Annotated in this window: 12 protein-coding genes; 5 read left to right on the plus strand and 7 right to left on the minus strand. The window is 65.8% G+C overall.

Annotated elements, in window-relative coordinates; all coding sequences use genetic code 11:
• On the minus strand, positions 1–213 hold a 213-nt coding region (locus M3N53_15115), incomplete at its 3' end, for a hypothetical protein (GenBank protein ID MDP9069652.1).
• Between the two features lie 21 nt (positions 214–234).
• Between M3N53_15115 and M3N53_15120 the strand changes: the two genes are divergently transcribed.
• A complete protein-coding gene (locus tag M3N53_15120; GenBank protein MDP9069653.1) occupies positions 235–1,332 on the plus strand; it encodes a hypothetical protein in 1,098 nt (365 codons plus the stop codon).
• On the opposite strand, the gene M3N53_15125 is transcribed toward M3N53_15120, so the two are convergent.
• The 5 genes from M3N53_15125 to M3N53_15145 form a co-directional block, all read right to left on the minus strand.
• A complete protein-coding gene (locus tag M3N53_15125) occupies positions 1,329–2,801 on the minus strand; it encodes a DUF3536 domain-containing protein (protein MDP9069654.1) in 1,473 nt (490 codons plus the stop codon). The genes M3N53_15120 and M3N53_15125 overlap by 4 nt on opposite strands.
• 94 nt (positions 2,802–2,895) lie before the next feature.
• The gene (gene glgB / locus M3N53_15130) at positions 2,896–5,052 is read right to left on the minus strand and encodes a 1,4-alpha-glucan branching protein GlgB (GenBank protein MDP9069655.1); all 2,157 of its coding nucleotides are present in this window, start codon (positions 5,050–5,052) and stop codon (positions 2,896–2,898) included.
• The gene (locus M3N53_15135; GenBank protein ID MDP9069656.1) at positions 5,049–6,473 is read right to left on the minus strand and encodes a phosphotransferase; all 1,425 of its coding nucleotides are present in this window, start codon (positions 6,471–6,473) and stop codon (positions 5,049–5,051) included. Before M3N53_15135 ends, glgB begins: the two co-directional genes overlap by 4 nt.
• A complete protein-coding gene (gene treS, locus M3N53_15140; protein MDP9069657.1) occupies positions 6,470–8,113 on the minus strand; it encodes a maltose alpha-D-glucosyltransferase in 1,644 nt (547 codons plus the stop codon). Before treS ends, M3N53_15135 begins: the two co-directional genes overlap by 4 nt.
• Before the next feature lie 166 nt (positions 8,114–8,279).
• Positions 8,280–10,211, minus strand: a complete 1,932-nt coding sequence (locus M3N53_15145; protein MDP9069658.1) for an alpha-1,4-glucan--maltose-1-phosphate maltosyltransferase — start codon at positions 10,209–10,211, stop codon at positions 8,280–8,282.
• 154 nt (positions 10,212–10,365) lie between these two features.
• Between M3N53_15145 and M3N53_15150 the strand changes: the two genes are divergently transcribed.
• The 4 genes from M3N53_15150 (at position 10,366) to M3N53_15165 (ending at position 15,786) form a co-directional block, all read left to right on the plus strand.
• Positions 10,366–11,013: a VOC family protein gene (locus tag M3N53_15150; GenBank protein ID MDP9069659.1), complete on the plus strand. Its 648-nt coding sequence runs from the start codon at positions 10,366–10,368 to the stop codon at positions 11,011–11,013.
• 55 nt (positions 11,014–11,068) lie between these two features.
• Positions 11,069–13,621: an alpha-glucan family phosphorylase gene (gene glgP / locus M3N53_15155; GenBank protein MDP9069660.1), complete on the plus strand. Its 2,553-nt coding sequence runs from the start codon at positions 11,069–11,071 to the stop codon at positions 13,619–13,621.
• Between the two features lie 163 nt (positions 13,622–13,784).
• The gene (locus M3N53_15160) at positions 13,785–14,168 is read left to right on the plus strand and encodes a DUF4383 domain-containing protein (GenBank protein ID MDP9069661.1); all 384 of its coding nucleotides are present in this window, start codon (positions 13,785–13,787) and stop codon (positions 14,166–14,168) included.
• A 139-nt stretch (positions 14,169–14,307) separates the two neighbouring features.
• On the plus strand, positions 14,308–15,786 hold the full coding sequence (locus M3N53_15165) for an HNH endonuclease (protein MDP9069662.1): 1,479 nt from the start codon (positions 14,308–14,310) through the stop codon (positions 15,784–15,786).
• A gap of 13 nt (positions 15,787–15,799) precedes the next feature.
• Here the strand turns inward: M3N53_15165 and rsgA are convergent, their stop codons facing one another.
• Complete coding sequence (gene rsgA / locus M3N53_15170) at positions 15,800–16,888, minus strand: ribosome small subunit-dependent GTPase A (GenBank protein MDP9069663.1); 1,089 nt, start codon at positions 16,886–16,888, stop codon at positions 15,800–15,802.
• Between the last annotated feature and the right edge of the window lie 494 nt (positions 16,889–17,382).

The raw sequence follows: 17,382 nt of genomic DNA on the forward strand, positions 1-17,382 counted from the left end.
CGCCCGGAGCCGAGGGAGGCCGGCGCCGTTCAGGCGCCCGCCGACCGTGTCCAGCGATGCCCGTGCCGCCGCCGCCGGAGCGGCGCCTGGGTGTCCGTACCGCCCCGGAGCGAGCGTGCCGGCGAGTCCGCGCCCGCCGTCCCGGAGCGGGGCCAGCGGCGCCCAGCGAGGGCGCAGGAGTCGGGTGGGTGGGGGCGAACTAGAAGTGATCACACTTGGGAGGTACCAGCGACGATGCGCAGACTTCTTGCCGCGATAGCAGCGATGTCGGTTGCCTTCGTCGCGCCCGCCTCCGGCTCGCCCGCGGGCGGCCCGACGGTGGGCGGCTTCGCCAGCGACAACTTCGAGTACGTGACGCACATCCCGTTCAACAACGACACGGCGGGCGCTCGCATCGTCGGCCGTTACCTCTACCTCACGACCTCGAGGGACCTCCGGATCTACGACATCAGCAAGCCCGCGGCTCCGGCGCTCGTCGGCTCCGCGGTCATCCCGCAGTTCCCCCCGTACTTCGGGGAGGAGGACCCGGACACGAACGGGAAGATCCTGTTGCTCAACCAGTTCGTCGTCGACGTCGAGGACAAGACGAACCCGGTCATCGTGGGTGAGCACGACGCGGACCAACACACGATGAGCTGCATCCTCGACTGCACCTACGCTTACGGGTCGGAGGGGGCGGTTCTCGACCTCCGCGACCCCACGAAGCCAAAGGTCATCGGCGATTGGAGCAAGGTGTCACCCGGCGGCGGGGGCCACGATGTCACCGAGGTCAAGCCGGGCTTCGTTATGACCTCGACGCAGCCTCTGGTCTACCTGGACGTCCGCAACAACCCGGCGAAGCCCAAGGTCCTAGCGCTGGGCAAGAACGACGACGACCGGTTCATGCACAGCAACCTGTGGCCGAACGGGGGGACCGACAGGTTCCTGTTGGTCGGCGGCGAGACGTTGGGGCCTCAGTGCGATGAGAACGCCGGTGCCTTCATGACCTGGGACACGCGGAACTGGCGCAAGACCCACACCTTCAAGATGGTCGACGAGTACCGGGTGGAGAACGGCCTCTACACCGACGGAAACGCTCCCGCGGACCTCTTCTGCACGCACTGGTTCGAGACCCATCCCCGTTACGACGACGGGGGGCTCGTCGCCATGGCTTGGTACGAGCACGGCACACGGCTCTTCGACATCTCGTCGACCGGAAAGATCAAAGAAGCTGGCTACTTCATCCCGTATGCGGGTTCGACCTCGGCGGCTTACTGGGCGAACGACGAGATCCTTTACTCGGTCGACTACAACCGAGGGCTCGACGTGCTGCGTTACACCGGCAAGAGCTAGCCTCCGAACGTTCGGCCGATCCGCAGGAAGACATCGGCTCCCGTACCGATCTCGGGATCGTTGCTTTTCGCCTGTTCGAGGATCGCGACGAACTCGCGCTCGGGCACCGGCTGTTGCAGCTCCTTCAGGAGGTCCATGGCCGCGGCCGCGTAGACCAGTACCTGAACCGTCTCGATGCCGCCGATGTCGTTGAAGAACCACCCACAGCTCGTGTACATCGCCATGGCGTGCTGTTGGACCTTCAGGAGAGTTGCCGCTTGGTTCTGCTGGGCTTCGTCTAGCGGGCGCAGTTGGTGGTTGCTCAAGAGCTCGTCGACTATCGTCCGCCCGATCACCACGTCGACGTAGTCGTCCCGCGCCGCCCAAGGGTCGGTCAGCAGCTCGCGCCCGAGTCGCTCGAACACTTCGTCGGCGACGTCGCGCAGCAGGTCCAGGGCCTCTCGCAGTGGCGTCCTCCAGGCTTGGTTCCAACCGGGTTCGCCACCGGTCGAGCATCCGCAGTCTCGGTACCAGCGGCCGACCCCGTGCGCGCACGACCACGAGCTGCCGTGGCCGCCGGTCACGTCGGCCTCCCGACGCGGCGGATGAGCGGCCAGGAACGCAGCAAGGTTCGTCGGCTCAATCTCTCTCCGTTCGGCTTCGACGAACAGCGCGTACGCGAGCCCGAGGTCGGAGAAGACCTGGTGGTGCCCGTACGTCTCCCCGTCGGTCGCGGCATGGATCAGCCGTCCCGGCCGTTCGTCCATACGCGTCTCGAAGAGGTCGAGGAAGCCTCCGGCGTCTTTGCCCGCGCCCTCGAAGGCGATCGCCCTCGCGATCTCTCCGTCGTAGAAGAACAGCGCCAGCTCGCGTCCTGACCCGTCCGCGTGGAGGTAGCGGTGTGGCAGGCCGGTATCGACGGGACGTGCCTGCCACGAGCCGTCCGGCTCCCGCCACTGTCGGGCCTGGCTGGGGGCGAGGATCGTGAATCGGACCCCCTCGTCGATCAACACCGACAAGACGTCGTCGTTCGCCGCGGTCTCCGGCAGCCACATCCCCTCGGAGTCGCGGCCGAAGCGATACCTGAAGTCGGCGAGCCCCCACCGCACCTGGGTGCGAACGTCTCTGAGCGGGGACAGCGGCAGGATCGTGTGATGGAAGGCCTGCGCGATCGCATTTCCGTGCCCGAACCGCTCCACGCTCACCCGGTCGGCCTCGAGGATGCGGTCATACGTCTCGGGGTCCGCCTGCTCCATCCACGACAACAGGGTCGGACCCACGTTGAAGGAGAGTCGCTCGAAGTTATTGACCACCCGCTCCGCGTCTTCGTGCGGGATGCGGGCGAAGGCATTCGGCCGGTACGACTCGGCGTGGACCCGCTCGTTCCAGTCGTGGTACGGGGCGGCGCCCGATTGCTCCGGGACCGAGCCGGTCCAAGGGTCCTCGCGCGGCGGCTGATAGAAGTGCGCGTGCACCGCGATGTGTCTCATCGACGGTGAAGGCTATAGGCGCCGGACATGGTCGCCGGTACGTCTCGCCCGCTGCGATTGCGACCCGGGCGGGACGCGCTGCCGCGGCTCTAGCTCACGCCGCCAGCCACACCGTCCCGAGCGGCGGCAGCGTGATCATCGCGGAGTGGTCGAGGCCGTGCCACGGCGTCTCCTCGGACGTGACGCTTCCCATGTTGCCGACGTTGGTTCCGCCGTAGACCTCGGCGTCCGTGTTGATCACCTCGGTGTAGGTGGCCTTCTTCGGGAGCCCCACCCGGAACCCGGAGCGCGGGAGGGGGGAGAGGTTGCAGACGCACACCAGATGGTTCTTGCGTGCGCGGTCCGTTCGGTAGAAGGAGATGACGTTGTTGTCCGCGTCGTTCGCGTCGATCCACTGGAAGCCTTCGGGAGCATGATCGAGCTCCCATAGCGCGGGGTTCGCCCGGTAGACCGCGTTGATGTCGCGCAGCAAGCGCTGCACGCCGGCGTGATGCGGCTCTTCGAGCAGATGCCAGTCGAGACCGCGGTCGTGGTCCCACTCGCGCTCCTGCCCGAACTCCCCGCCCATGAAGAGCAGCTTCTTTCCGGGATGTGCCCACATGTAGCTGAGCATGCAGCGGAGGTTCGCGAACCGCTGCCACTGGTCGCCCGGCATCTTTCCGAGGAGCGACCCTTTCCCGTGGACGACCTCGTCGTGTGACAGAGGCAGCATGAAGTTCTCGCTCCACGCGTACATAAGGCTGAAGGTCAACTGGTTGTGGTGGAAGCGGCGGTAAACCGGCTCCTTCGAGAAGTACCCGAGGGAGTCGTGCATCCAGCCCATGTTCCACTTGAAGCCGAAGCCGAGGCCCCCGAGGTGGACGGGGCGGCTGACGCTGGGGTACGCCGTGGATTCCTCGGCGATGATCAACACGCCCGGGTGCTCCGCGTGGAGGACGGTGTTGAGCTGTTTGAAGAACTCGATCGCCTCGAGGTTCTCGCGGCCCCCGTACTGATTCGGCACCCACTCGCCCTCTTTGCGGCTGTAGTCGAGGTACAGCATCGATGCCACCGCATCAACGCGGAGTCCGTCGACGTGGAACTCCTCGATCCAGTACAGCGCGTTCGAGATCAGGAAGTTGCGAACCTCGTTGCGGCCGTAGTTGAAGACCAGCGTCCCCCAGTCGGGGTGCTCGCCCTTCTTGGGGTCGACGTGCTCGTACAGCGCGGTCCCGTCGAAGCGCGCCAGCGCCCACTCGTCCTTGGGGAAGTGGGCGGGCACCCAGTCCACGATGACGCCGATGCCGGCCTGGTGGAGCGTGTCGACGAAGAAGCGGAAGTCGTCTGGGGAGCCGTACCGGGCAGTGGGCGCGAAGTAGTTGCTGACCTGGTAGCCCCACGATCCCGTGAAGGGATGCTCCGCCACCGGCATCAACTCGACGTGGGTAAAGCCCATCTCGACGCAGTAGGTGGCGAGCTCCTCGCCCAACTCGCGGTAGCCGAGGACCTCATCGTCCGGCCCCCGTCGCCACGAGCCCAGGTGCAGCTCGTAGACCGTCATCGGTAGCTCGTGCCGGTTGTCGCGCGTTCGCTTCATGACCCACTCGTCGTCCTTGAAGCGATGCCCGGGAGTGTGCACTATCGCCGCGTTGGTAGGTGCCCCCTCCGTGGCGAACGCGAACGGATCCGTCTTCACGATCAAGTCACCCTGCGCCGTCAGCACCTCGAACTTGTACAGGCACCCGTCGCCGACGTCCGGGATGAACAGCTCCCAGATGCCGCTGGACCCGAGCGTCCTCATCGGGTGCAGGCGACCGTCCCAGGAGTTGAACTCCCCGATCACGCGGACGCTGCGCGCGTTGGGCGCCCACACCGCGAACGAGACGCCGGCGATCCCATCGATCGTGCGGGTGTGCGCCCCGAGCTTCTCCCACAGTCGCTCGTGGCGTCCCTCGCCCAACAGATGCAGGTCAAGCTCGCCGACGGTCGGCAGGAACGCGTACGGGTCTCTCAGCGTGAAGCTCTGCCCTCCCGGATACCCGACCTCGAGCCGGTAGTCGGATACCGGTTCTTCCACGACCCCTTCGAACAAGCCGGCCGGATGCACCTTCTCCAGCTTGCCGACCGCCTCGTCGCCGACGAGGACGCGCACACTCTCGGCTTCGGGTCGCCACGCCCTCAACACCGTCCCTGTCTTCGCCGCGTGGCGTCCGAGGACGCTGTGAGGATCACGCAGCTCACCCGCGACCAAACGTTCGACTTGCGTGCTCATCCGCCCTCACCTCGCTCGATGACTTGCCGGATACCGCGCAGTGGTATGTGGACCCAGGTCGGACGATGACTCAGCTCGTATGCCAGCTCGTAGAGCGCCTTGTCGATCTCGAAGAAGTCGAGGACCGCGAGCAACGAGGCGCGGTCACCGGGCAGGAAGTCTCCCTCGTGTGATCGGGTCAGATACCCGTGCAGGAAGCGATCGCGGGCCAGCTCCTCCCACCCGAGCGCCCAGGGCTCCAGTCGCTGCCACTCGGCTGCGTCCTCACCGGCGCGCTCGAACAACGAGGCCGTCGCGGCGTAGCTGAACGAGCGCACCATCCCAGCGACGTCCTTCAGCGGCGATTGCTTGGCGCGCCTCTCGTCGAGGGTGCGCGCCGGTTCACCCTCGAAATCCAGGATGAGCCATCCGCGCGAGCTGCGGATCACCTGGCCGAGGTGGTAGTCGCCGTGGACGCGGATCTTCTTCCCGGGGCTTTCGACCTCGGTCACCTTCGCTATCCGAGCCTCTATGCCGGCCACTAGAGGCCTCAGCTCGACGAGCTCGGCGTCCGCGAGCGCGGCAAGAGACGCTGTTGCGGCGGCGGCCCACTCGTCGAGGTCGAACGAGACCACGGCTTCCGGAGCGAGGTCGGGGTCCACCTGCTCGCGGCCGAGGGTGACGTGAAGGGCCGCCGTCGCTTCGCCTAGATCCTCAACCGTCTTCAGTTGATCGCGAGCGCGTTCCTCGATCAGGAACCGGATGTCCTCGTTCACATCAGCGGGGTCGACGGCGTCATACAGCGTGCGCATCCACTCGAGCGTCTCGCTCCACCCCTCCTTCGCGTCGCTGATGAACTGTTGTGCAAGCCCGAGATCGATGCGGTTCTCCTCGGTATCGTCCTCGCCCTCGTAGGTGACCTCGCCGGCGTGGGCAGGGATGTTCATGAAGCCTTCGGTGCTGAGCAACCGCGTGAGCTCGAGGTCCGGGTTGCGGCCGACGGCGACGCGCCTGAACGTCTTGACGATCACCTCTTCGTCCAGCACGAGGGACGTGTTGCTCTGCTCGGCCCCCAGCACGCGGACCGACAGCGCTCCTGGAGGATGCGAGGGATCCAGGCTCGGGCCGCCGAACTGGAAGACCCCGCTGCTGCCTTTGATCGAGGAGCCGTGGCACATGAGCTCGCCCAGAACCTTCAGCCTGTCGGCGTCTTCGAAAGCATCTCGGCTGGACCCATCGGGCTCGACCAGCAACGGTAGGTGGTAGAGATCGGTTCCACCGTCGCCGTAGGCCACTTCGACGATCGCGATCACCAGCGCCGGAGGGCCGTCCTCGATGATCCCGGAGTCGACCAGCGACACCGACGCGACCACGCGGCCCTTGCCTCCGAACCATCTCTGCTCTGGCAAGCGGGCGCGTATCTGTTCCAAGTCGATGTTCATGATTCTCCCTCCGCCACGAGCTGGAACCAGTAGAAGGAGTGGGGGCCGAGCGTGAGCAGATACGGGAGCTCACCGATGTTGGGGAACCTCTCGCGCCCCAGCATCTCGATCGGATACATACCCTCGTACCCCGCAAGCTCTAGCTCGACCGCCTGCGCCCTCGGCGACAGGTTGTTGACGCACAGGATGATGTCGTCGTTCTCGCGGCGGATGTAGGCGAAGATCGCCGCGTTCTTGGGGTGCAGCACCTCGAACGACCCCGTGCCAAACATCGGGTGTTGCTTGCGGATCGCAAGCATGCGCCGGAACCACTGAAGGAACGAGTGCTGGCTACGCAGCTGCGCCTCGACGTTCACCGACTGGTACCCGTAGACCGGATCCAGCAAGACCGGCAGGTAGAGCTGCGCGAAGTCGGCACGCGAGAACCCGGCGTTGCGGTCGCCCGTCCACTGCATCGGCGTGCGCACGCCGTCGCGGTCACCCAGGTAGATGTTGTCGCCCATCCGGAGCTCGTCGCCGTAGTAGACGATGGGGGTCCCTGGTAGCGAGAACAACATCGCGTGGAAGAGCTCGATCTGATCCCGGTTGTTCTCGAGCAGTGGAGCCAGTCGTCTCCGGATCCCCAGGTTCAACTTCATCCTCGGGTCCTTCGCGTACTCGTTGTACATGTAGTCGCGCTCTTCGTCGGTCACCATCTCGAGCGTCAGCTCGTCGTGATTGCGGAGGAAGATGCCCCACTGCGCGGCGTCCGGGATCTCGGGGATCTGCTCCAGGATCTCCACCACCGGATACCGCACCTGGCGGCGCGCGGCCATGAACATCCGCGGCATGAGCGGGAAGTGGAAGGCCATGTGGCACTCGTCGCCGTCTCCGAAATACGGCACGACGTCCTGCGGCCACTGGTTCGCCTCGGCCAGGATCACCTTGTCCTCGTAGCCCTTGTCCACCTCGGACCGGATCCGCTTCAGGAACTCGTGCGTCTCCGGGAGGTTCTCGCAGTTCGTGCCCTCGCGTTCGTACAGGTACGGGACGGCGTCCAGGCGGAAGCCGTCGAGGCCGAGGTCCAGCCAGAACCTGAGCGCCGCTAGAACGTTCTCCTGGACCTCTTCGTTGTCGTAGTTGAGGTCGGGCTGGTGACTGAAGAAGCGATGCCAGTAGTAAGCGCCCGCCTCTTCATCCCACGTCCAGTTCGATTTCTCAGTGTCGATGAAGATGATGCGTGCGTCCTCGTACCTCTTGACGGTCTCCGACCATACGTACCAATCGCGTTTCGCCGATCCCGGCTTGCGCGACTCCTGGAACCAGGGGTGTTCGTTCGAAGTGTGGTTGACGACGAAGTCCGACACGACCCGCATCCCCTTGGAGTGCGCGGTGTCCATGAACTCCATGAAGTCGTTCAGGTTCCCGTACTCCGGGAGGATCGCGTAGAAGTCCGAGATGTCGTAGCCGCCGTCCCTCAACGGTGACTGGAAGAAGGGGAGCAGCCAGATGCAGTCGATCCCGAGCCACTCGAGGTAGTCGAGCTTCTCGGTCATCCCCTTGAAGTCGCCGTAGCCGTCGGCGTTGGAGTCGTAGAAGCTCCGAACGTAGAGCTCGTAGAAGACGGCCTTCTTGTACCACTGCGGATCGGACTCGAGCACCTAGCGGCCCTCCCGGCGGTATCTGCCGCGCCGTGGCGGCGAAAAAGCTTCGCCATGCTGCGTTCTCAGTCGCGAACGCACCTTCCAGGTGCGCCCGCTCCCTGCGGCCTTGCCTGGCTCGTTTTTCGCGCCCCACACCATCAGCGGCACCACCGGGCGGACCGCATCACCCTCGCACCTGGAAGACGTGGGCCGGCTCGTCCTTTGGGTCGAGCCGCACGTAGTTCGCGGCGCCGTTCCACCAGTACGCGCTGTCCGTCACGAGATCGTGCACCTCGAAGCTCTGCCACGGGTCGAGCCCGAGCGCCTCCATGTCGAGGTGCACGGTGCCCTCCTCCCAGTGGAAGGGATTGAGGTTCACGACGGCCAACAGCGAGTCCTGCCCCGGCGACGACTTCGAGAACGCGATGAGGTTCTCTTTGTCGACCGAGTGGAAGGTCAGATTCGTGAGCTCCGAGAGCGCCGGGTTCTTGCGGCGGATGTCGTTGATGCGGGCGATGTAAGGCGCGAGGCTCGCGGAGGTACTGAAGTCCCGCGGCCTCAGCTCGTACTTCTCGGAGTTCAGGTATTCCTCGCTGCCCTCTGTCATGGGCACGTTCTCGAACAGCTCGTAGCCCGAGTAGATGCCGTACGTCGGCGACAGCAGCGCGGCCAGCACCAGCCTGATCTTGAACGCCGGAGGACCCCCTTCCTGCAGGTACTCGTGCAGGATGTCGGGCGTGTTGGCGAAGAAGTTGGGGCGGAAGTAGTACGCCATCTCGGTCTGGGTGAGCTCCGTGAGGTACTCCGTCAGCTCCGCTTTCGTGTTCCGCCAGGTGAAATAGGTATAGGACTGGGTGAAGCCGGCCTTAGCGAGGGACTGCATCACCTTCGGCCGCGTGAACGCCTCCGCGAGGAAGATCACCTCCGGATGCTCGTCGTGCACGGCGTTGATGACCCACTCCCAGAAGGGCAGAGCCTTGGTGTGCGGGTTGTCGACGCGGAAGATCTTGACGCCGTGGTCGATCCAATGGTCGAGCACGCTCTTCAGCTCGGTCCACAAACCCTCTCGATCGGGAGTGTCGAAGTTGATCGGGTAGATGTCCTGGTACTTCTTCGGCGGGTTCTCCGCGTAGCGGATCGAGCCGTCCGGAAGGTGGTTGAACCAGTCCGGGTGCTCGGTGACCCAGGGGTGGTCCGGCGAGCACTGGATCGCGAAGTCGAGCGCCACCTCGAGCCCGAGTCGTTCGGCCGCCGCGACGAACGCGTCGAAGTCGGCCAACGTACCGAGGTCTGGATGGACGTCTCTGTGACCTCCGTCCGGAGACCCGATCGCCCATGGGCTCCCTACATCCTTCGCAGTGGGGGTCAGTGAGTTGTTCTTGCCCTTGCGATGCGCCGTGCCGATCGGGTGGATCGGCGGCAGGTACACGACGTCGAAGCCCATGTCGGCGACGCGGGCCAAGGTCTTGGCGGCCGTCGCGAGCGTCCCGTGTTTCGTCTTCGTCCCCGTCGAGCGCGGGAACAGCTCGTACCAGGCGCCGAAGCGCGCCCGCTCGCGCTCGACCAGCATCTCTAGCGTCGGCTTGTACGTCGTGGACCCGCTGCGGTCGCTGTGGCGATGCATGATTCGCGCGACTTCTTCATCCAGCGCAGCGGCCGCGCGCGCGTCGTTCTCGTCGCGGACCTCCCCAGAGCCCGCGCGTATCGCCTCCACAGCGTCCTTGAGCACCTTCCTGTCCGGCGCCGGCACCGCCTTGAGGCGAGCCTCGATCAGAAGCGCCCCTTCTTCCAGCTCGAGCGACACCTCTTGCTTGGCATCAAGGCGCTTGACGAGGTCTCGCCGCCAGGTCGCGAAGTGGTCTGTCCACGCCTCGATCGTGTAGGCGAACAGGCCGACCTCGCCGGGGCGGAAGGTTCCCGCCCAGCGATCGTTGTCCACATGCTCCATCGGCGCTTCCTGCCATTTCCCGGCCGGCCCGCGGTAGCGGATCACGGCCTGCAGGAGCCATGAGCCGTCACGGAAGATGTCTGCGGAGACCTCGATCTCGTCGCCCGCGATCGCCTTGACTGGATAGCGACCGCAATCGACCTGGGGCAAGACGTGCTCGACGATCACATGGCCCCGCTTGAGGTCGTTCTTCAGAGGGAATCACTCCTTGCTCTTGGACTAGCCGTAGCCACCCGCAACCGCGGCGATCGGCGGGAGCGCCTCCGGAGGTCGCCCACCTTCCCTACCCAACTTACCGCTCGGCTCACCGACGCCTGCTGCGATGGTGGTCTGTTACAAGGGGGAGATGCTCGAGTTCGACCACGTGCTGGTCGCCGTTCGCGACCTCGACGCGGCCGCCGTCCGCTTCCGCACGGAGTTCGGCCTCGCCTCCGTTGAGGGCGGCCGCCACACGGGTCTCGGCACCGGGAACCGCATCATCCCGCTCGGCCCCGACTACATCGAGTTGATAGCGGTTGTGGACGAGTCGGAGGCGGAGGGAAGCCCTCTCGCGGCGTGGGTGTCGCGCCTCTCCAGCGGCGGCGACCGCCTCGCGGCGCTGTGTCTCCGGGTGGATCACATCGACGACGTGTGCGAGAGGCTCGGGTTGACCGCGCTCGAGATGCAACGTCGACGTCCCGACGGGCAGATCCTCAAGTGGAAGCTCGCGGGACTGGAGGATGCCCTTGCCGATCCCTGCCTGCCCTTCTATATCGAGTGGCTCGTGCCGCGCGACCAGCTCCCAGGCAGGGCGCCGGCGGATCACGAGGTCGAGCCGCGGGGGATCGAGTGGGTGGACGTCGCAGGAGACGCCGCCGTCATCCAGCGACGCCTGCTGGGTTCGGACCTCGATGTGCGAGTGGCGGCTCAAGGAGAAGGGCTGAACGCGGTCTCGATCGCCACCGATACAGGCTCCATCCTTCTCGCTTGATCTACGTATGCGGATGTTGCGTTCATCGCGTCCCGGGTTGTGAGACGCTTGGCACGTGAAGGCTCTTCGTAGTTTCGCGGTCCGCGCATCGTTGCCGGAGTCCCTCGGTGTCCTCCCCTCGATCGCCCTGAACCTGCGGTGGAGCTGGGACCCCCGTGCCGTCGACCTGTTCCGGTGGATCGACGCGGACGCGTGGGAGCGATCGGGTCACGACCCGGTCCAGATGCTGGGGCTCATCACCCGCCACCGGTTCGAGGAGCTGGCCGCGGATGGGCCCTTCATGTCGTTCCTGGCGACGGTCGAAGAGGATCTGCAGCGATACCTGGAAGAGCCTCGCTGGTTCCAGTCGCAGCGGTCGAAGAGCCCCCTCTCTCAGGTCGGCTACTTCTCTCCCGAGTTCGGCGTTAGCGAGGCGCTGCCGATCTACTCGGGCGGCCTCGGCGTACTGGCCGGAGACCATCTGAAAGCCGCCAGCGACCTCGGTGTTCCCCTGCTCGGGGTGGGTCTTCTGTACCGACAGGGTTACTTCCGCCAAGAGTTGAACGCGGATGGATGGCAACAGGAGCGCTACCCCGAGCTCGATCCACACGCCATGCCGCTCACGCTTCTCACCGGCTCCGACGGGACGCCGTTGAAGATCGAGGTCGACCTCGCGGGCGCGCGCTGCGTCGCGCAACTGTGGCGTGCGCAGGTGGGGCGCGTCCCGCTGTTGTTGATGGACTGTGACGTCGAGGAGAACGACGAAGAGGAGCGCGAGGTCACGGACCGCCTCTACGGCGGAGGTACCGAGCACCGCCTCAAGCAGGAGATCGTCCTCGGCATCGGAGGGGTGCGCGCCCTGGAGGCGGCCGGCTACGAGTGCGACGTGTTCCATTCCAACGAGGGGCACGCCGGTTTCTTGGGGCTCGAACGGATAAGGAAGCTGGTGGTCGGGGGCGACCTCGACTTCGAGGAAGCACTCGAGGCGGTGCGCGCGGCGACGGTGTTCACCACCCATACCCCCGTTCCGGCCGGCATCGATGTGTACGACGGTCCGCTGATCGACCGCTACTTCAGCTCGTTCGTCAAGGAGTGCGACATCGCCTTCGAGCGACTGATGTCGCTGGGGAGCGCTGTCCCCGTGACCGCAGATACCGCCCTGCAGTCCTCCTTCAACATGGCGGTGATGGGCCTGCGGCTGGCCGGCCGTGCCAACGCGGTGAGCAAGCTGCACGGCCAGGTGTCGCGCTCGATCTTCACCACGCTGTGGCCGGACGTCCCCGACGACGAGTCTCCCGTGGGATCGATCACGAATGGCGTGCACGCGTCGACGTGGCTCGGGCCCGAGATCCGCGAGGTGCTCGACCGGCGGCTGGCGCCGGGATGGATCGAGAGCGGCGGCAAGTGGAAGAAGATCGGTGAGGTCCCCGATGCGGAGCTCTGGCGGGCGCGGGAACGGGCGCGGGAGCGACTGGTGTACGTCGTACGGGACCGAGTTCGTCGCCAGCTCTTGCACAGGGGGATGTCCGAGGCGGAGCTGGGCTGGACGGACGAGATCTTGGATCCGTCGGTCCTGACGATCGGTTTCGCTCGCCGCTTCGCGCAGTACAAGCGCGGGACGCTGCTGCTCTCGGACGTCGACCGGATCAAGAGGCTGCTGCTCTCGGGCGATCGGCCTCTGCAGATCGTCATCGCGGGGAAGGCACACCCTCTGGACGACGGCGGCAAGCAGATGATCCAGCAGCTCGTCCACTTCTCCGCCGACCCGGAAATACGCGCGCGCTTCGCGTTCATCGAGAACTACGACATGGAGATCGGGCGCGCTCTCTGCCAGGGCGCGGACGTGTGGTTGAACAACCCGCGTCGGCCGCTGGAGGCGTGCGGCACGAGCGGCATGAAGGCGGCGCTGAACGGCGCGCTGAACTGCTCGGTCCTCGATGGCTGGTGGGACGAGTGCTACAACGGCGAGAACGGGTGGGCGATCGGTACGCCCGAGGTATACCCCGACGCTCACCTGCAGGATCGCATCGAGGCCAGCGCGCTGTACGACCTGCTCGAACGCGAGATCGTCCCTCGCTTCTACGAGCGGCCGGAGGGTCCCGTTCCACGCCGGTGGGTCGAGCGGATGAAAGCTTCGATAGGCAGCCTCGGCGAGTTCGTGACAGCAGATCGCATGGTGCGCGACTACGTGTCCGATCTGTACGAGCCGGCCGCGGACCAGGGCGCCACCATGGCGGCGGATGGCTTCGCGCGTGCCAGGGACCTCGCCCGGTGGAAAGAGCGCGTGCGAGACACCTGGGAGGACGTGCGGGTGATCGATGTAGAGGGCGACTCGCGCGCTGCGGATGTCGGCGAGACCCGCGACGTCACGGCGACCGTGCGCCTCGGCCGGCTCGGCACCGACGACATCGCGGTGCAGCTGGCGCATGGCCGCGTCGGCGCCAACGGCGAGCTCGTCGAGCCGACGCTGGTAGAGATGCAGCCAGACCAGTGCACCGACGGCACGTGCTCGTACCGCGGATCGTTCACCAGTGACTCACCGGGCCTCTACGGCTTTTCCGTGCGCGTCGTGCCCTCGCACGAAGACCTCACGAACGAGATGGACATGGGCCTGCTCGTCTGGGCCTGAGCCGCTGTTTTCCGCAGGCTGTGGCTCAAGCGCACGTGTTCGCGGAAATGTCGCCGAGTAGCAGAGGTGGTGACGTGAACGTTTCAGCGACCAGCGCGCCGACCGGAAACATGGGGCCGGTTGGATGGACTCCGGCGCGCGCGTTCATGGTTGTAGCAGCGGTATGGCATCTCCTCTTGGGAGTCGCGGGGTTCTTCTACGACCGAACGTTTCCGATCGGGACAGAGGCAGCGGAGCGGGCGGGGAGCGATCACTATTCGGCATCTTCGAGACCAACGGCTGGCATACGCTGGCCGCGCTGATCCTGGGGGCGATCACGACGTATTTCACGCTGAACCCTGAACGTGCCCGCGAGGCGGCATTGGGGATCGGGCTGTTCCACGTCGCCGTGGTTGCGGCGCTAGAGGTGTTCGACCCCAGCACCTTCTGGATCGCCTCGAATGGTGCGGACCAGATCGTGCACGCCACGACGGCCGTCGGCGCGCTCGCCGCTGGTCTAGCAACGAGACCTACCCGCCACGAGCAGCCTGCAACGGCAAGCACATAGGGCTGCACAAGCGGCCTTCGGGCGGAGTCTGGTTCCGGCGTGTCTTCCGGCGGCTCCTAGGGCCCGGCGTCCCGCCACCCCACGAACCCACGCAAACAGGGGTTGACGCCGGCAGCCGTAGCCATATAGTATCGAACATATGTTCGACACATTCACCGACAACCACGGCAACACCCACCGCTGGGGCCCCGAACGCAGGCTCTACGCGCCGGTAGAGGCGAACGAGCGTCCCTTCGGGCAGGGCTGCGGGAACGAGGACGAGCTCAAGGTCCACGACGAGATCATGTCCCTGTCGTCCGCGATCGCGGCGGCCCAAGCCCGGATCCTGGAGCTGATGACCACGCACGGCGATCGGCTGGCTGAAGGGGGCGACCCGGCCGCCTGGCTCGCATGCGCGGGTGGGATGAAGCTGCCCGCTGCGAGGAGGCACCTGCGTCTGGCCGAGAAGCTCGCGGAGCTTCCGAAGATCAAAGAGTCGTTCGCGGCGGGCGAGATCAGCTTCGACAAGACCGAGACGATCGCTCAGGTGGCGAACGCAGAGACCGAGGACCACCTGCTTATCTGGGCCCAGAACGGAACGTGCTCACAGCTTGGCTCGATCACAGCCGGTTTTCGTCGGGCCAAGGTGTACGCGCAAGGAGCGGCCGCCGCCCAGCGGGACCGCGACCTCACCTACCACTACACGGAGGACGGCGTCTTCCGTCTGCGGGCCCAGATGCCGGCGGAGCAGGGGGCGCTCGTGGAGCAAGCAATCGAGGCCGCGGAGAAGCTCCTGTGGCAAGAGGAAGAGGTGTTCAGTGGCGAGCTCGATGGCGCTGAGCAACAACAACAGGCGCGCCAGTTGGCGGACAGGCACGGCGCCCGCCGAGCCGATTCCCTGGTCGCTCTGGCTGAGACTTTCCTCAGCCACGGTCTCACCGATGCGCCGGTGGCGTCTAGATACCAGGTCATGGTGCACGTCGACCAGGCCGCTCTCAAAGGTGATGAGCAAGGGACGTCTGAGATCGAAGACCGGGTCGGGATCTCCGCCGATACAGCGCGGCGCATCTCGTGCGACTGCACCATCATGGGGCTGTTAGAAGGAGACGGCATCCCTCTGAAGCTGGGACGCAGTCGGCGCACGATCTCACCGGCGCTTCGCAAAGCTCTGAAGGCGCGGGACCGTCACTGTGTTTTCCCCGGTTGCACCAACGCTCGCGCTCTCGACGGTCACCATGTGCGCCACTGGATCGACGACGGTCTCACTGAACCGGAAAACGTCACGCTGTTGTGCCGCCGGCACCACCGGCTCCTGCACGAGGGCCGCTACACGATGACCTTCGACGGCAAGCTGGCCAGTTTCTTTCGGCCCGACGGCAGCGAGGTGGAACGGGTACCGAAGTATCCAGGGTACTCCGAGGTCGAGATCGCTGAGTGGTGCGCGGTTGCCTCCACCGATATAGATACCTGGTCGACGTGGATCGACCGTTACGACCTCGGGGATGCGGTGTCGTATCTGTGCCACCACGACCCCGACCTGCGCGAACAAGATGCCGCTTCAGCGGACGTAGACATCGGGCACCCGGAGCAAGAACTTCGGGAGCCACCGGCGCTATCAGAGAGAACGGCCGCGGTCTAGCAGCAGCCCCGCGTCACACCTTGGGTGACTTCATGCGGCGCATGGCTTTGTGTTGCACCTTCCACTTGCGCGTCTCTTCCTGCGCGATGCGTTGGTCTATCTTCCGCTCCAGGTAGAGGAGCTCGCGCTGGAGCTTCTTGAAGCTCGCCAGTCGTTCCGTGGCGAGGTCACCGGCGTCGACCGCGGCCCTCACCGCACAACCGGGTTCTGAGACATGGCGGCAGTCGCGGAAGCGACACTCCATCGCAAGAGCGTCGATGTCCTGGAACGAACCTCGTAGCCCTTGGTCGGCGTCCCAGAGCTGGAGCTCTCGCATGCCGGGCGTGTCGATGATGATCCCGCCGTCGGGCAGGAGCACCATCTGCCGGTGCGTGGTCGTGTGGCGCCCTTTGGCGTCGTCCTCGCGGATCTCTTGGACCTTCAACAGCTCCTCGCCCGCTAGAGCGTTCACGAGCGTCGACTTGCCAACGCCCGAAGACCCCAGCAGCGCCACCGTCTGGTTCCGCGCCAGGTACGGCCGCAGCTCGTCGAGCCCGTTGCCGGTGATGGCGCTCACGACGTGGATCGGAGCTCCCACCGCCACGCTCGCCACCTGCTCGAAACCGGTAGCGACGTCGTCACAGAGGTCTGCCTTGGTGAGGACCACGACCGGCAGAGCGCCGTTCGCATACGCCATCGTCAGGTATCGCTCTAGACGGCGCGGGTTGAGGTCGGCGTTCAGGGAGCTCACCAAGAAGGTGGCGTCGATGTTCGCCGCGAGGATCTGCTCGTCGTACTCGAAACCCGCGACCTTGCGGGAGAACTTCGTCCGTCTCTCGACGATCGCCTTGATCGTCGCGCTACCGTCGGGCCGCGCCTCGACCACGACCCAGTCTCCGACCACCGGCAGGTCGGCTTGCCCCGACGCGTCGTAGCGCATCCTGCCGGCGACGACCGCGTGAAGCTCTCCTACCTCGGCGAGTGCGAGGTAGGAGCCCTTGTGCTGCGTGGTGATTCGGGCCGGGATGAGGTCGTGGTCCCGGTAACGCGTGAACCTCGTTTCGAAGAACGTGTCCCAACCAAGTGATTCCAACTCGATACGTGGGTGCAAGAGCGTCTCCATTCGATGTAGATGAGTGAGAGGAGAAGGCGCGTAAGGGCGCGCCGAAGAAGGCACGTCTTGTTGGTGACGCGGCCCTAGAGGAGTAGCCCTAGGAGGCCGAGACCCAACGGCAGGCGAGGGATCCGGTCATCGTCCATCGCCTCCTTCCGTCGGGTAGAAGCCGCACCCGCGCGCGGCTGCGACCACCCAACCAAAGCAGGCAGCCAAAGTCAACCCGCTCCGCCCGCTCCGGGGCGGCGGGACGGACACCGAGCCCCGCTCCGGCGGCGGCGGCACGGGCATCGCTGGACACGGTCGGCGGGCGCCTGAACGGCGCCGGCCTCCCTCGGCTCCGGGCGACGTCGCAGTGTTTGTCTGGCTATGGACGACGTCGCCCTCCGAACGGTCCGCTCAAACCCGTACACGCCACCGCCTCCGTTGTTGCACGGTTGCGCCGCCGGCAGCCCCTCCGCTCGTTGCACAGCTCTGCGCCCGGGCGGGGTGATCTCTATGGG

This window comes from Actinomycetota bacterium (genome assembly GCA_030776625.1).
Classification (GTDB): Bacteria; Actinomycetota; CADDZG01; order CADDZG01; family WHSQ01; genus MB1-2.

Bases quoted from the DNA above. Each gene is read 5' to 3' on its own strand.
- rsgA (MDP9069663.1), bottom strand. From the start codon at position 16,888: ATGGAGACGCTCTTGCACCCACGTATCGAGTTGGAATCACTTGGTTGG.
- glgB (MDP9069655.1), bottom strand. From the start codon at position 5,052: ATGAGCACGCAAGTCGAACGTTTGGTCGCGGGTGAGCTGCGTGATCCT.
- M3N53_15150 (MDP9069659.1), top strand. From the start codon at position 10,366: ATGGTGGTCTGTTACAAGGGGGAGATGCTCGAGTTCGACCACGTGCTG.
- M3N53_15125 (MDP9069654.1), bottom strand. From the start codon at position 2,801: ATGAGACACATCGCGGTGCACGCGCACTTCTATCAGCCGCCGCGCGAG.
- M3N53_15160 (MDP9069661.1), top strand. From the start codon at position 13,785: ATGGCATCTCCTCTTGGGAGTCGCGGGGTTCTTCTACGACCGAACGTT.
- M3N53_15165 (MDP9069662.1), top strand. From the start codon at position 14,308: ATGTTCGACACATTCACCGACAACCACGGCAACACCCACCGCTGGGGC.
- M3N53_15135 (MDP9069656.1), bottom strand. From the start codon at position 6,473: ATGAACATCGACTTGGAACAGATACGCGCCCGCTTGCCAGAGCAGAGA.
- M3N53_15120 (MDP9069653.1), top strand. From the start codon at position 235: ATGCGCAGACTTCTTGCCGCGATAGCAGCGATGTCGGTTGCCTTCGTC.